A 13,198-nucleotide genomic window follows, 5' to 3' on the forward strand; every position below is an offset into this window, starting at 1 on the left:
AACCGTTAGCCCAAATTTTATAATATCAGTGGGCTGCGATAGATAAATTTTTAACCAATTTATGCTACTATGTATTGTTTGTGCCAGCCTTTGGCGCATTGGTTTGGTAACTTGATTTGGTAAATTGACTTAGCAAATTGATTGGCCACATTGATTTAACACATTGATTATCTTGTAAGGATTTGTCATGGTGGATACGCTTACTTCAAACGCAGATGCAACGCCCGAAATTAACACTCGACTGTGGAGCACCTTGATTCGCAACCTAACGCCCTACACTCCGGGTGAACAGCCCAAGCACGACAATCTGTGTAAGCTTAATACCAATGAAAACCCTTTTCCACCCTCTCCCAAAGTCGCTGAAGCCATCGCACAAGTTTTGCTCAATCAAGCGGATCATTTAAAGCGCTACCCCGCCCCAGAATCTGATGAAGTACGTGCGGTAATGGCGGAAGTTTATGATGTAGCCCCCAATCAAATTTTTGTCGGTAATGGCTCTGATGAAGTTTTGGCGCATATTTTTGCTTGTTTTTTTGTCAAAGACCGTTCGGTATTAACCCCTGATATTGGTTATAGTTTTTATCCTGTGTATGCCGATACTTTCCACGTGAATTTGGTGACCATTGCGCTCAAAGCCGATTTTAGCATTGATGTCGATGACTATCGCCGCCCTTGCAGTGGCATTATTATTGCCAATCCCAATGCGCCAACTGGTGTGCTTTTGCCGCTGGCGGATATCGAAAAACTCCTTCAAGAACATCGCAATGCGGTCATTGTGATTGATGAAGCGTATATTGATTTTGCAGACACACCCAATGCCTCTGCGGTCAGTTTGATTGATAAATATGATAACTTAGTGGTGACCCAAACCTTTTCAAAGTCTCGCTCATTAGCAGGGCTACGTGTCGGCATGGCGTTTGCCAATCACTCACTGATTGAAGCGTTAAATCGCTATAAAAATAGTTTTAACAGCTATCCACTAGATCGCCTTGCCCAAGCAGGCGCGGTTGCTAGCTTGCAAGATAACGATTATTTTGTTGCCTGCAACCAAAAAGTCATTGAACTACGCCATGATGTCACGCAAGCTTTGACCCATTTAGGCTTTACTGTCTTGCCTTCACAAGCCAACTTTGTGTTTGCCAAACCACCTGCTTCGATGGGGGAAACCATACAGGTATTTGAAAAACTGCGGGCGCAAGGGGTGATTGTTCGCCATTTTAACAAACCAAAAATTAGTAGTTATTTGCGTATTACCATCGGTACAGCAGAACAAAATCAGCGATTACTAGATACCTTAACAAATTTGGTTTGACCGCTGTGAGTGACCCTAGCATGCAGTTTTTTATCAAATGCCAAAATATCGAAACAGGCAAGGTGGTGACTTATCGCTTTGCTCATCAAGCGGATTTATTGGCATTTAGCCAGCAACTGGGTCGCAAAAAACTGGCGATTGTGGACACCCATATCGCCTTTTATGATATTGAGCCAGTGTTTAATCCCTTTGAGGACGAAAGTGCGCCCATCAGTGCAGGCGAACTCAATACCGCGCTTGATGGCAGGTTGTTGTAACGTTACTGGTGCAATATTTTTAATAAATTTCCTACTTTATCAAAACATTCTTGGTACTCTGCCTCACAGTCTGACGCAATCGTGATGCCGCCGCCTGCCCACAGACTGACATTATTATCTGAAGCTTGTAGCGTACGAATCAGCACATTCCATTGCCCTGTGCCATCAAAATTGAGATACCCCATCGTACCACAGTAAGCCCCGCGCGGTTTGGCTTCCAATTCATTGATGATTTCTACCGCGCGCTTTTTGGGGGTACCCGTGATTGACCCCGCGGGCAGACTTTCAAACAATACCGTCCAAGGGCTAATATTGTCCTTGAGTGTGGCGGTGATGGTGCTCACCATATGATGCACATTGCTAAAACTTTCGATATCAAACAGTTTTGGGACTTTTACCGTTCCAGTCTTGGCATATTTGCCCAAATCATTGCGCAGCAAATCGACAATCATGACATTTTCGGCGATGTCTTTTTCGCTGCTGGCAAGTTCATTTTTATTGGCTTGGTCAGCGGCTACGCTTTGTCCGCGAGGGCGCGTGCCTTTTATCGGTTTGGTAATGATGCAACTTTCGCCTTGGGCATTGTTGGCAAAGGTAAAAAATAGCTCAGGTGAGCAGCTTAGTAACTCATAATTGCTGAGTGCTAGATATCCTGCAAAGGGTGCCTGGGTGGATTGATGCAAGCTTGGCAAATAATCCACCAACTGCTGATTGGATAACTCACCTTGCCAGCACTGGGTAAGATTAATTTGGTAGCAGTCCCCTGCTGTTAGGTAGTCTTGAACTTTGTAAAAGGCGTTTTCATAATCGCTGGTTTGCCAAATTGGCTGCAGCATTATAGGGTTAACAACAGGGTTATTTTCAACGGTTAACGTTTGCGTCAGCCAATGTTGAATCACATCTATTTGCTCAATGGCTTCTTGTGTGGTTGCATGTAGTTGCCAATGATTATTTTCAAAGGTTAGATAAATATCATAATGTCCCAAAAATAGCTGCGGCTGATTGGGCGTTAAGTAACTGGATTCCCCGTGATGTGTACTTGCTTGCACATGGTTTGCATTTGCTAAATGATGCGCTGATAAATCGTAGCTAATAAACCCCATCAAGCCATCTTGGTAGCCCACACTAGCCGTATGTTGGATAGCAGACTGCTTAGATGATAGCTGCTGGTGTTGATAAGCCTCAAGCGCAGCAGTTAATTCGCCAATATCAACATCCTTAGCTGCCCTATTAGTGGCAACATTGCCCACCGTATTAGTCGCAGTATCAGCCCCAGTATTAATCACAGTATCACAGTAACTAAAATCATCGAATGAGCAATTTTGACGTTGCTTTTGGGTAAGCTGATATAGCTGATTTTGAGAATGTATTTCAAATATTTTTTTGGGCAATAAACCAATAACATTTTGACCTTCGTTATTGAGCCAAAGCGGATAGATTGCATGATTATTTGTCGTATTAAACTGTTGTAACAGGGTGATGAGTTGAGAGGGCGCAAGATGTTGTAAACTTGGCATTGGGTACATGCTTTACCTTTATGATTATATTTAGCGTCAAAAAAGCGATAACAATCGGGTAACTGTCATCGCCTATTTTTATCAATTATGACGGTCCATCAGTATTTATTCAACAAACTTTTTGATGATTAAACTTGCATTGGTACCACCAAAGCCAAAGCTATTGGTCATAATCGTATTAAGATTTGCATCCCGTTTCTCACGCACAATATCAAAATCTTTGGCTTTTTCATCCAAGTTTTCGATATTGATATTGGGCGCAATAAAGCCTTGATTGAGCATCAACAAACAATAAATCAATTCTTGCACGCCCACCGCGCCCAAGCTATGACCTGTCATTGATTTGGTTGAGCTAATGGGTGGTAACTCACTTCCAAACACCTGGCGAATGGCTTCAAGCTCGGTGATATCCCCAATCGGCGTACTGGTACCATGAGTATTGATATAGTCAACAGAGTTTAAGCCTGCTTGTTTAAGCGCTTGTTTCATACAATTGATAGCACCTACCCCACTGGGTGCCACCATATCCGCCCCATCAGAGCTTGCACCATAGCCAACAATCTCTGCCAAAATAGTCGCGCCGCGTTGTTTAGCAGAGTCTAGGCTCTCAACCACCACCATACCACCACCGCCTGCAATCACAAAGCCGTCTCGATCTGCATCGTAAGGGCGACTGGCGAGTTGCGGGTTGTCATTATATTGTGTGCTCATCGCACCCATACCATCAAACATACAAGATTGTGTCCAATCTTCTTGCTCGCCGCCCCCTGCAATCACGATGTCTTGCTTACCCAATTGAATCAGCTCCATAGCATGACCCACACAATGCGTTGAGGTCGCACAAGCTGATGCAATAGAGTAGCTAACCCCGCCAATCTTTAACCCCGTTGCAACACTGGCTGATACTGTACTTGCCATGGTTTTTGGCACTGCCATTGCGCCGACACCGCGCAAGCCTTTTTCGCGCATTGCATCAACCGCTGCCGCCACATCGGCACTCGATGCCCCACCCGAACCTGCTACCACGCCGATATTAGTGTTATGAGCAATATCTGCTAATGACAATCCTGCTTGCTCGATTGCTTGTAGCGCACTTAGATAAGCGTATAAACTGGCTTTTGACAAAAAGCGTTTAAGTTTGCGATCGATATGCGAGGTATCTAGGTTATCTTCATCAATAATACCTGAGACACAGGCTTTAAAGCCTTTTTCTTGATAAATCGGATTAAATACCAAGCCCGATTTTCCTTGCTGTAGCGACTCGCTGACTGTGGCTAAGTCATTACCAATACATGAGATAAGTCCTGCCCCTGTGATTACAACGCGCTGCATATACCATTCCTTTTGGTTTAATCAATTGATGATAAATATCACGCTATTGTACCCCTCTGGATTTCACCTGCCTAGTTTTTCCCCAAGAATGTTACAAAATATTTCTTACGCCACAGCTATTCATCACGTTTATAGTTAATTATCTTGTCTTAACCCAAACTCGATATATGTGAATCACTCAAACAAATCGGCAAAAGATATCATTGTGTAACGTCTCTTTACGCATTAAAGTTGAAAAGTGCGGTCACTTTCTTTACGCTGTTTTACTACAGCAGTATTTTCCAAAAAAAAGCATAATATTAAGGATAACCCTCATGTCAGCCTCTACTTCTATTAGCCGCCGTATCTTTGAAGCGCTGGGTCACAAATTAGCACAACTGAGCGCAAAAGATACGATACAAACCAAACCCTTAGCGGATATTGATTTTGACAGCCTTCAACAAGCCTTATCAAATGATAAAAACGCGTTTCATGAGCATATTCCCAAACTATCAAAAAAACTACTTGGTAAAACCCCATTTGGCAGTTATACCAAAATGGCGAACACATTAATCCCCAAGGCAAGTTTTGATAAAGCAACGGATGCGGTTTTTTCCCAAGTCGGTAAACTGTCGCAAAATTGGGCAAATTTTGATTTGGCGCGTGATGCTCGTTTTAAAGACACTTTGGTTGCTAGTGAACGACAAGCCCTAGCCCGTAGTATTGGCGATCAAAACCGTGCTTTAGCTACCTTGGGTGGACTTAGTAACTTGGCAGGTTTACCCGGTATTTTGGTAGATACAATGTGGTTGTTGGCGGTGTGTTTACGGACGATTTTCCAAATCAGTGCAATTTATGACCGTCCGTTGACGGGACAACAAGGTATTGCCATTGCTTATGAAATTTTAGCTAAAGTGGATCTCAATAAATTGCAAGAAAAGCAAACCTTGCTCGCAGGCTTGGGTATATTTGAAGCGATGACCGACCAGTCGATTGAAGAATATAGAGCGGCAGTGCTTGCCGAAGAAGACAGCCAATCAGCGATGGGGATATTAACCAAACTAGAAGAACTATCGACGCAGTTTAATATTAACATTGAGCAGTTTAATTTCGGTTTTTTACATAAAGTCATTCCACTCACTGCGGTGGGCTTGGGTACGGCTTACAATAATATTATTATCAATGAAGTGATTGAAATTGCGATGTCGGTATTTGCCCCCGCGCCAAAGTTGACGCATATGACTGAAGAATAATCTTGCGCTCATATAACAAGTAACAAGGTAAAAGCTAGCTGTCTGGCTTTTGCCTTTTTCATTAGTTGTAGCTAGTGTTGACTACTTTAAGGTTAGTTACCATAAAGCTCGTTAATTTAAGTCATGTTACACAAACTTTTACACAACTCTTTAGCAACGTCACATTTTTAGCCATCAATATCAACGTTATTCACCAAATCTAAAAAGACCAACTCGCTTAAATTTGGCAAAATAGATTCAACAACGGATGACAAGCTTAATAATCAATAACGATAATAATCCCAATAAATAAAAGTAGAATTTCAGTACATCACGTTGTTAATTTAAAAAAATTATAAAAAAAATAAGAAATTTAAAATTACAATTATTTAAAACCACTATCATTAAATTGAATTTTTTGGGATCATTGAATAATAACAATAAATAATAACTGAGCTAGAACCAATGCGTTGACTTTTAACCGATAAGTTTCTTAAGGTTTTTAAAGTTAGCGCATTGGTTCTTTTAGTTTTAGTCTTTTTTATTTTAGTCTGTTGTAATGGGTTACAGTGTGTTCAATACTCTATGCTTGATAACTTGCCTTCCCCTACTTTTTTCAAATTTTTCTAACAATCACCATCTACATCATCTAGGTGATTTTTTAGTTGATAAAACCAACAAAAATCTCTATAATACGCTGTCCTAAAAATAGCTTATTAGCGGTTTTTAGAGATTTTTTGACAACAAACGGGAGAGAGTGCCTTATGGCAACTACAAATCAATTAATTCGTAAAGGTCGCAATACCATTACTGAAAAATCAAAAGTGCCAGCATTAAAAGCTTGCCCACAACGCCGTGGCGTGTGTACCCGTGTATACACTACCACACCAAAAAAACCAAACTCAGCGATGCGTAAAGTATGTCGTGTACGTTTGACGTCAGGTTTTGAAGTATCAAGCTACATCGGTGGTGAAGGTCACAACCTACAAGAGCACAGTGTTGTACTTATCCGTGGTGGTCGTGTAAAAGACTTACCAGGTGTTCGTTACCATACAGTTCGTGGCGCACTTGACTGTGCAGGCGTAAAAGATCGTAAACAAGGCCGCTCAAAATACGGCGCAAAACGTCCTAAAGCATAATTTTAGCCGTTTTTTACCCCATTTTTTAACATTGTTTGCATAGTTGATTATAGTTTTACAATACTATGCAGTAAGGCTGGTGAAAAGCAACCGCTTAGCTACCAGACTACCCTGAATACACAAGGAAATTATCATGCCTAGACGTCGTGTCATCGCTGCCCGTGAAATCCTACCAGATCCTAAATTTGGTAGCAAAACACTTGCTAAATTCATCAACCATGTGATGGTTGACGGTAAAAAATCAGTTGCAGAATCAATCGTATACGGTGCATTAGACCGTGTTTTAGAAAAAAACTCGGGTATCGATCCTGTCCAGTTTTTTGAAGATACGTTAGAAAGAGTTCGCCCAATGGTGGAAGTAAAAGCTCGCCGTGTGGGTGGTGCTACCTACCAAGTTCCTATGGAAGTACGTCCCTCCCGTCGTACTGCATTAGCAATGCGTTGGTTAGTTGATGCGGCTGCAAAACGTTCTGAAAAATCTATGGCTTTACGCTTAGCAGGTGAATTGCTAGATGCGGCTGATGGCAAAGGTAATGCACTGAAAAAACGTGACGAAGTTCACCGTATGGCTGACGCAAACAAAGCGTTCTCACACTATCGTTTCTAATTGATACTGATTGCTATCACCTAGGTAGCAATTAGCTTATAATAAGATAGATGATATTGGGTGACTTGAAGTTTGCAAATTCAGCCCAATATTTCATATTGAAAAAGAAGCTTGTCATGCGTTTGTCATGGCAAGCTCTTATCATACAGCACTTATGTCAAGAGTAAGGCTTTCTTTTATCTAGTTGGTTGTCGATCTTTCAATCAAACGTTAAAACTAATTATTATTCATTTTAAGACATAACTGTTTATTGATAATGGAATAATTTTAATCTTTAGTCCTTAGGAATTAACTATGGCACGTACAACACCCTTGAATCGCTACCGTAATATCGGTATCTCTGCACATATTGATGCGGGTAAAACGACAACAACTGAACGTATTTTGTTTTATACAGGTAAAAACCATAAGCTAGGTGAAGTGCATGAAGGTGCTGCAACCATGGACTGGATGGAACAAGAGCAAGAGCGTGGTATTACTATTACCTCAGCAGCAACGACTTGTTTCTGGTCTGGTATGGGTCATCAATTCCCAGAGCACCGCATTAACATCATTGACACCCCCGGTCACGTTGACTTCACCATTGAAGTAGAACGTTCCATGCGTGTACTTGACGGTGCATGTATGGTTTACTGTGCAGTTGGTGGTGTACAGCCTCAGTCAGAAACAGTATGGCGTCAAGCAAACAAATATAAAGTACCGCGTCTTGCGTTCGTGAACAAAATGGACCGCACAGGGGCAAACTTCTTCCGCGTTGTTGACCAAGTAAAACAACGTCTTGGTGGTAACCCAGTACCTGTGGTTGTGCCAATCGGTGCAGAAGATACCTTTGAAGGGGTTGTTGACCTTCTAGAGATGAAAGCCATCATTTGGGATGTCGCTTCTCAAGGTATGAAATTTGAATATGCAGAAATTCCTGCTAACTTGGTTGATATTGTCGATGAATGGCGTAACAACATGGTTGAGGCCGCCGCTGAATCTTCAGAAGAGCTGATGGATAAATACCTAGAAGAAGGTGATTTATCACGTGAAGATATCGTAGCAGGTTTACGTGCACGTACCCTAGCGGGCGAAATTCAACCAATGCTTTGTGGTACTGCGTTTAAAAACAAAGGCGTACAACGTATGCTTGACGCGGTTATCGAATTCTTACCAGCACCAAATGACGTTGATGCGATCAAAGGTGTGTTAGATGACAAAGCTGAAACTGAAGCGACTCGTGAATCATCGGATGATGCACCATTTGCTGGTCTTGCGTTCAAAATCATGAATGACAAATACGTGGGTAACTTAACCTTTGTACGTGTTTATTCAGGTGTTGCTAAACAAGGTGATTCTGTTTATAACCCAGTGAAAATGAAACGTGAGCGTATCGGTCGTATCGTTGAGATGCACGCTAACTCACAAAAAGAAGTAGAAGAAGTTCGCGCAGGTGACATCGTTGCATTTGTGGGTCTAAAAGATGTAACCACAGGTGATACCCTATGTGACGAAAACAATATTATTACGCTTGAGCGCATGGAATTCCCAGATCCTGTTATTTCATTGGCAGTTGAACCAAAAACTAAAGCTGACCAAGAAAAAATGTCAATCGCGCTTAACCGTTTGGCAAAAGAAGACCCTTCATTCCGTGTTCACACTGATGAAGAATCTGGTCAGACTATCATCAGCGGTATGGGTGAGCTGCACTTAGAAATTCTTGTTGACCGTATGAAACGTGAGTTTAGCGTTGAAGCCAACGTGGGTGCACCACAAGTAGCTTACCGTGAAACGATTCGTAACACCGTTGAACAAGAAGGTAAATTCGTACGCCAAACGGGTGGTCGTGGTAAATTCGGTCATGTATGGTTACGTCTTGAGCCACTTGATACGGCTGACGGCAAAGAATATGAATTTGCTGAAGAAGTTGTTGGTGGTGTGGTACCAAAAGAGTACTTTGGTGCGGTAGACAAAGGTATTCAAGAGCGTATGAAAAATGGTGTTCTTGCAGGTTACCCAGTCGTTGGTATTAAAGCAACACTGTATGATGGTTCATACCATGACGTTGACTCAGATGAGTTGTCGTTCAAAATGGCAGGTTCTATGGCATTCCGTAAAGGCTTTATGAATGCAAACCCTGTTCTACTTGAGCCAGTCATGAAAGTAGAAGTTGAAACACCGGAAGACTACATGGGTGATATCATGGGTGACTTAAACCGTCGCCGTGGTATGGTTCAAGGTATGGATGATATGTTTGGCGGCGTTAAACAAATCCGTGCTGAAGTCCCACTAGCTGAGATGTTTGGTTATGCAACCCAATTACGTTCAATGTCTCAAGGTCGTGCAACCTACTCAATGGAGTTTGCAAAATACGCTGAGACACCACGTAACGTCGCTGATGAAATCATCAAAAAATTCACTCATAAAGGTGATGAAGAATAAGTTTGATTGGCAATTTGATGGTTAAACCCACTCAAATTGTTCAATCCTATTCGACACTGTTAAAATTATAAGTTAGCTAATTTGACCTGTTAAATTTAATGGGTCAAATTTTCATAACCTATAAGCGTTGATAATAAAGTAAATGACCTAAAACATTGGGTTAATATTAACAAAAGAGGATTAAATTATGGCAAAGGCCAAGTTTGAACGTACTAAACCACACGTTAACGTAGGCACCATTGGGCACGTTGACCATGGTAAAACAACCCTAACAGCTGCGATTGCAACCGTAGCAGCGAAACACAACGGTGGTGAAGCCAAAGACTACGCGTCAATTGACTCAGCCCCTGAAGAAAAAGCCCGTGGTATCACCATCAACACCTCACACATTGAATATGACACCCAAGCACGTCACTACGCACACGTAGACTGTCCTGGCCATGCTGACTATGTTAAAAACATGATTACTGGTGCCGCACAGATGGACGGCGCTATCCTAGTTGTATCAGCCACTGACGGCCCAATGCCACAAACCCGTGAACACATCCTACTATCACGCCAAGTAGGTGTACCATACATCATGGTATTCATGAACAAATGTGACATGGTTGATGACGAAGAACTACTAGAACTCGTCGAAATGGAAGTACGTGAACTCCTATCAAGCTATGACTTCCCTGGCGATGACACCCCAATCATCAAAGGTTCTGCCCTAGAAGCCTTAAACGGCGGCGAAGGCAAATACGGTGAACCAGCCGTACTAGAACTACTTGACACCCTAGACAGCTACATCCCAGAACCAGAACGTGCGATTGACAAACCATTCTTGATGCCAATCGAAGACGTATTCTCAATCTCTGGCCGTGGTACAGTCGTAACCGGTCGTGTAGAATCAGGCGTCATCAAAGTGGGTGAAGAAATTGAAATCGTTGGTATTAAGCCAACCACCAAAACCACCTGTACTGGCGTTGAAATGTTCCGTAAACTGCTAGACGAAGGTCGTGCAGGCGAGAACTGTGGTGTACTATTACGTGGTACCAAACGTGAAGACGTACAACGTGGTCAAGTATTGGCTAAACCAGGTTCAATCAAACCACACACCAAATTTGACGCAGAAGTATACGTACTATCAAAAGAAGAAGGTGGTCGTCACACTCCATTCCTAAATGGTTACCGTCCACAGTTCTACTTCCGTACCACTGACGTAACTGGCGCAATCCAATTACCAGAAGGTACAGAGATGGTAATGCCTGGCGATAACGTTGAAATGAACGTAGAGCTAATCCACCCAATCGCAATGGACCAAGGCTTACGCTTTGCAATCCGTGAAGGTGGCCGTACTGTAGGTGCGGGTGTTGTTGCTAAAGTTAACGACTAATCGTTAATAAGCATACAAAAGAGTCACTTCGGTGGCTCTTTTTTTATGCCCAAGCTTTTGTTAACCGGTTAATTTGCCAATAAAATTTACTATTGGTTTGGTTGGTTTTAGACAATAAAAAAGCCAAGCGCTAGCTTGGCTAAATGACATATCGCTAAATACTAGTGTAGAGCGCTGATGTAGTCAGACAATACTTTGATGTCGTTATCTGATAATTTTGATGCCACGATTTGCATCATGCCTTTATCGCCTTTTTTAGACGCATCATTCATACGCGTTTGTGATGGGTCGGTTACATCGTCTTCACGACCTGCCGCACGGAATAGTTTTAATTGGGTTGCGATATAAGCTGAATGCTGACCCCCAATACGCGGGAAAGCGGCTAAATCGTTACCATTGGCTTTACCGCCGTGACAGCCTGCACAAGGAATCACACCGCGTGTGCTATTACCACCGTAATACAATTTTTGCGCTGTTGCTGCGTAAGCAGGATTGGCATAACCTACCCCCCAACGTGGTTGGCTTGCAAAATAACCTGCCACATTCGCCAGGTCTTGGTCATTTAATTTTGCTACTTGCGCTGACATGATAGGATTGACACGCGCGCCTGATTTGAACTCGGTTAGCTGTTTATAGAGATACTTGACGTTTTGTCCGCCAAGGTTAGGCTGTGCAGGAACAGTACTAACGCCATTGACGCCATGACAAGCACCACAAACTGATTCAGCAATAACCTTACCTTTGGCAATGTCATATTTTGGTACGGTAACAGCTGCAGAACCGCTTACGCTGGCAATTACAAGGCTTGCGGCAGTGAGTATTTTTTTCATCGGTAACAATTCCTACTAAAGCGTGTTGGTTATGACTCACAATGAGCTAGCGACAAAGGCGTTACTTACAATATCAAAGCAACACCCAGTTATCATCATATATATTTATTGCTTTAACACTGGTGAATGTATCTACTAAGTTACAATATTATAGCAAGACAACCATGCGCTTGTCTGCAAAATTTGTAGGCTACCCCACTAATGAATACTAATCATATGGCTAATACGACATTTAAGTTAGCTTAATGACTTTGAAACACCGAGGGTTTTGTCGATTACAGTGATAGTCATGATTAAAACCATAATCGAATAATTGATATGGCTGATTATTATGCCATAACTCGATAATCATGTAAAAGTCATTTGCAGGTTGGCAAGCGGTTTTCACTACAAAAAATATCTCACAAAACAGCGGTGGCAAGTGCTCAAAATTTTGGGTTATGGGTATTTGCTGATACAATAGCGCTTTAACATTAAGATTATGTGCTGATGATGGATTCTACTAACACCCTTGCGCCAACTGCGATTACTGACGATAGTGATGCAGCAAAACGCTGGTTGCATCAAACCCAATTTATGCTGTCTGCCCCTACCTTTAAACTGTGTCCTGCCGATACGGGTCGCGAAGTTGCTTTTGCTGGCCGCTCAAATGCTGGTAAGTCCTCTTGCATTAATGCGTTGACCCAGCAGCGCCAGTTAGCCCGTTCCTCTAAAACCCCAGGTCGCACCCAAATGATTAACTTTTTTAATATGGGCAATTTGGATCAGCGGTTGGTGGATTTGCCAGGGTATGGCTATGCCGCCGTGCCCGAGGCGATGAAAAAAGAATGGCAGTCAGAGCTTGAAAAATACCTAATTTCGCGTAAAAGTCTTGCCGGTTTAGTGCTGCTCACAGACATTCGCCATCCACTAAAATTCTTTGATGAGCAAATGCTACACTGGGCAAAAGATGGTGAGCTTGAGGTTCATGTGCTATTAACCAAAGCCGATAAGCTCAAATACGGCGCTGCCAAAAACACACTACAGCAAACCCGCAATCAGCTTAATAAATTAAAATTGCCGTTTAGTATCCAATTATTTTCTGCCCAAGATAGAATTGGGCTCGAAGAACTGTCATTAAAACTTGCCAGTTGGCTGGCGCTACCCGAGCAGGATGAGCCAACAGATAATGAACCTACGTTAGCTGTCTAATGG

11 protein-coding genes are annotated in these 13,198 nt (G+C 42.4%); 8 read left to right on the forward strand and 3 right to left on the reverse strand.

Annotated features, from left to right (window positions below; genetic code table 11):
* Positions 1-187 precede the first annotated feature (187 nt).
* Both hisC and LAJ61_RS02075 read left to right on the forward strand, forming a co-directional pair.
* Entirely contained in the window at positions 188-1,312 is a 1,125-nt protein-coding gene (gene hisC / locus LAJ61_RS02070; RefSeq protein WP_224054288.1) for a histidinol-phosphate transaminase, read from the forward strand.
* A gap of 20 nt (positions 1,313-1,332) precedes the next feature.
* Complete coding sequence (locus LAJ61_RS02075; protein WP_224054289.1) at positions 1,333-1,569, forward strand: hypothetical protein; 237 nt, start codon at positions 1,333-1,335, stop codon at positions 1,567-1,569.
* 2 nt (positions 1,570-1,571) lie between these two features.
* Here the strand turns inward: LAJ61_RS02075 and LAJ61_RS02080 are convergent, their stop codons facing one another.
* Complete coding sequence (locus tag LAJ61_RS02080; protein WP_224054290.1) at positions 1,572-3,086, reverse strand: anthranilate synthase component I family protein; 1,515 nt, start codon at positions 3,084-3,086, stop codon at positions 1,572-1,574.
* A gap of 105 nt (positions 3,087-3,191) precedes the next feature.
* A complete protein-coding gene (locus tag LAJ61_RS02085) occupies positions 3,192-4,418 on the reverse strand; it encodes a beta-ketoacyl synthase N-terminal-like domain-containing protein (protein ID WP_224054291.1) in 1,227 nt (408 codons plus the stop codon).
* Positions 4,419-4,732: 314 nt separating this feature from the next.
* Here LAJ61_RS02085 and LAJ61_RS02090 point away from each other — a divergent pair, with 314 nt between their 5' ends.
* From LAJ61_RS02090 to tuf, 5 genes are all read left to right on the forward strand, one after another.
* Entirely contained in the window at positions 4,733-5,650 is a 918-nt protein-coding gene (locus LAJ61_RS02090) for an EcsC family protein (RefSeq protein WP_224054292.1), read from the forward strand.
* A 743-nt stretch (positions 5,651-6,393) separates the two neighbouring features.
* Positions 6,394-6,768 carry a 30S ribosomal protein S12 gene (rpsL, locus tag LAJ61_RS02095; protein ID WP_007116468.1) on the forward strand — a complete coding sequence of 125 codons (375 nt, stop codon included), beginning with the start codon at positions 6,394-6,396 and terminating at the stop codon, positions 6,766-6,768.
* 133 nt (positions 6,769-6,901) lie between these two features.
* Positions 6,902-7,375, forward strand: a complete 474-nt coding sequence (gene rpsG / locus LAJ61_RS02100; RefSeq protein ID WP_050325821.1) for a 30S ribosomal protein S7 — start codon at positions 6,902-6,904, stop codon at positions 7,373-7,375.
* A gap of 294 nt (positions 7,376-7,669) precedes the next feature.
* Positions 7,670-9,796, forward strand: coding sequence for an elongation factor G (gene fusA, locus LAJ61_RS02105; protein ID WP_224054293.1), 2,127 nt, complete (start codon positions 7,670-7,672; stop codon positions 9,794-9,796).
* Positions 9,797-9,983: 187 nt separating this feature from the next.
* Positions 9,984-11,174, forward strand: coding sequence for an elongation factor Tu (tuf, locus tag LAJ61_RS02110; RefSeq protein ID WP_076773998.1), 1,191 nt, complete (start codon positions 9,984-9,986; stop codon positions 11,172-11,174).
* A gap of 161 nt (positions 11,175-11,335) precedes the next feature.
* Here the strand turns inward: tuf and LAJ61_RS02115 are convergent, their stop codons facing one another.
* The gene (locus tag LAJ61_RS02115; protein ID WP_224054294.1) at positions 11,336-12,004 is read right to left on the reverse strand and encodes a c-type cytochrome; all 669 of its coding nucleotides are present in this window, start codon (positions 12,002-12,004) and stop codon (positions 11,336-11,338) included.
* 489 nt (positions 12,005-12,493) lie between these two features.
* Here LAJ61_RS02115 and yihA point away from each other — a divergent pair, with 489 nt between their 5' ends.
* Positions 12,494-13,195 (forward strand): ribosome biogenesis GTP-binding protein YihA/YsxC, encoded by a 702-nt coding sequence (gene yihA / locus LAJ61_RS02120; RefSeq protein ID WP_224054295.1) that lies wholly within the window; start codon positions 12,494-12,496, stop codon positions 13,193-13,195.
* Positions 13,196-13,198 lie beyond the last annotated feature (3 nt).

This window comes from Faucicola osloensis (assembly GCF_020041925.1).
Taxonomy (GTDB): Bacteria; Pseudomonadota; Gammaproteobacteria; order Pseudomonadales; family Moraxellaceae; genus Faucicola; species Faucicola osloensis_D.

Bases quoted from the DNA above. Each gene is read 5' to 3' on its own strand.
- hisC (WP_224054288.1), top strand. From the start codon at position 188: ATGGTGGATACGCTTACTTCAAACGCAGATGCAACGCCCGAAATTAAC.
- LAJ61_RS02075 (WP_224054289.1), top strand. From the start codon at position 1,333: ATGCAGTTTTTTATCAAATGCCAAAATATCGAAACAGGCAAGGTGGTG.
- LAJ61_RS02080 (WP_224054290.1), bottom strand. From the start codon at position 3,086: ATGCCAAGTTTACAACATCTTGCGCCCTCTCAACTCATCACCCTGTTA.
- LAJ61_RS02085 (WP_224054291.1), bottom strand. From the start codon at position 4,418: ATGCAGCGCGTTGTAATCACAGGGGCAGGACTTATCTCATGTATTGGT.
- LAJ61_RS02090 (WP_224054292.1), top strand. From the start codon at position 4,733: ATGTCAGCCTCTACTTCTATTAGCCGCCGTATCTTTGAAGCGCTGGGT.
- rpsL (WP_007116468.1), top strand. From the start codon at position 6,394: ATGGCAACTACAAATCAATTAATTCGTAAAGGTCGCAATACCATTACT.
- rpsG (WP_050325821.1), top strand. From the start codon at position 6,902: ATGCCTAGACGTCGTGTCATCGCTGCCCGTGAAATCCTACCAGATCCT.
- fusA (WP_224054293.1), top strand. From the start codon at position 7,670: ATGGCACGTACAACACCCTTGAATCGCTACCGTAATATCGGTATCTCT.
- tuf (WP_076773998.1), top strand. From the start codon at position 9,984: ATGGCAAAGGCCAAGTTTGAACGTACTAAACCACACGTTAACGTAGGC.
- LAJ61_RS02115 (WP_224054294.1), bottom strand. From the start codon at position 12,004: ATGAAAAAAATACTCACTGCCGCAAGCCTTGTAATTGCCAGCGTAAGC.
- yihA (WP_224054295.1), top strand. From the start codon at position 12,494: ATGATGGATTCTACTAACACCCTTGCGCCAACTGCGATTACTGACGAT.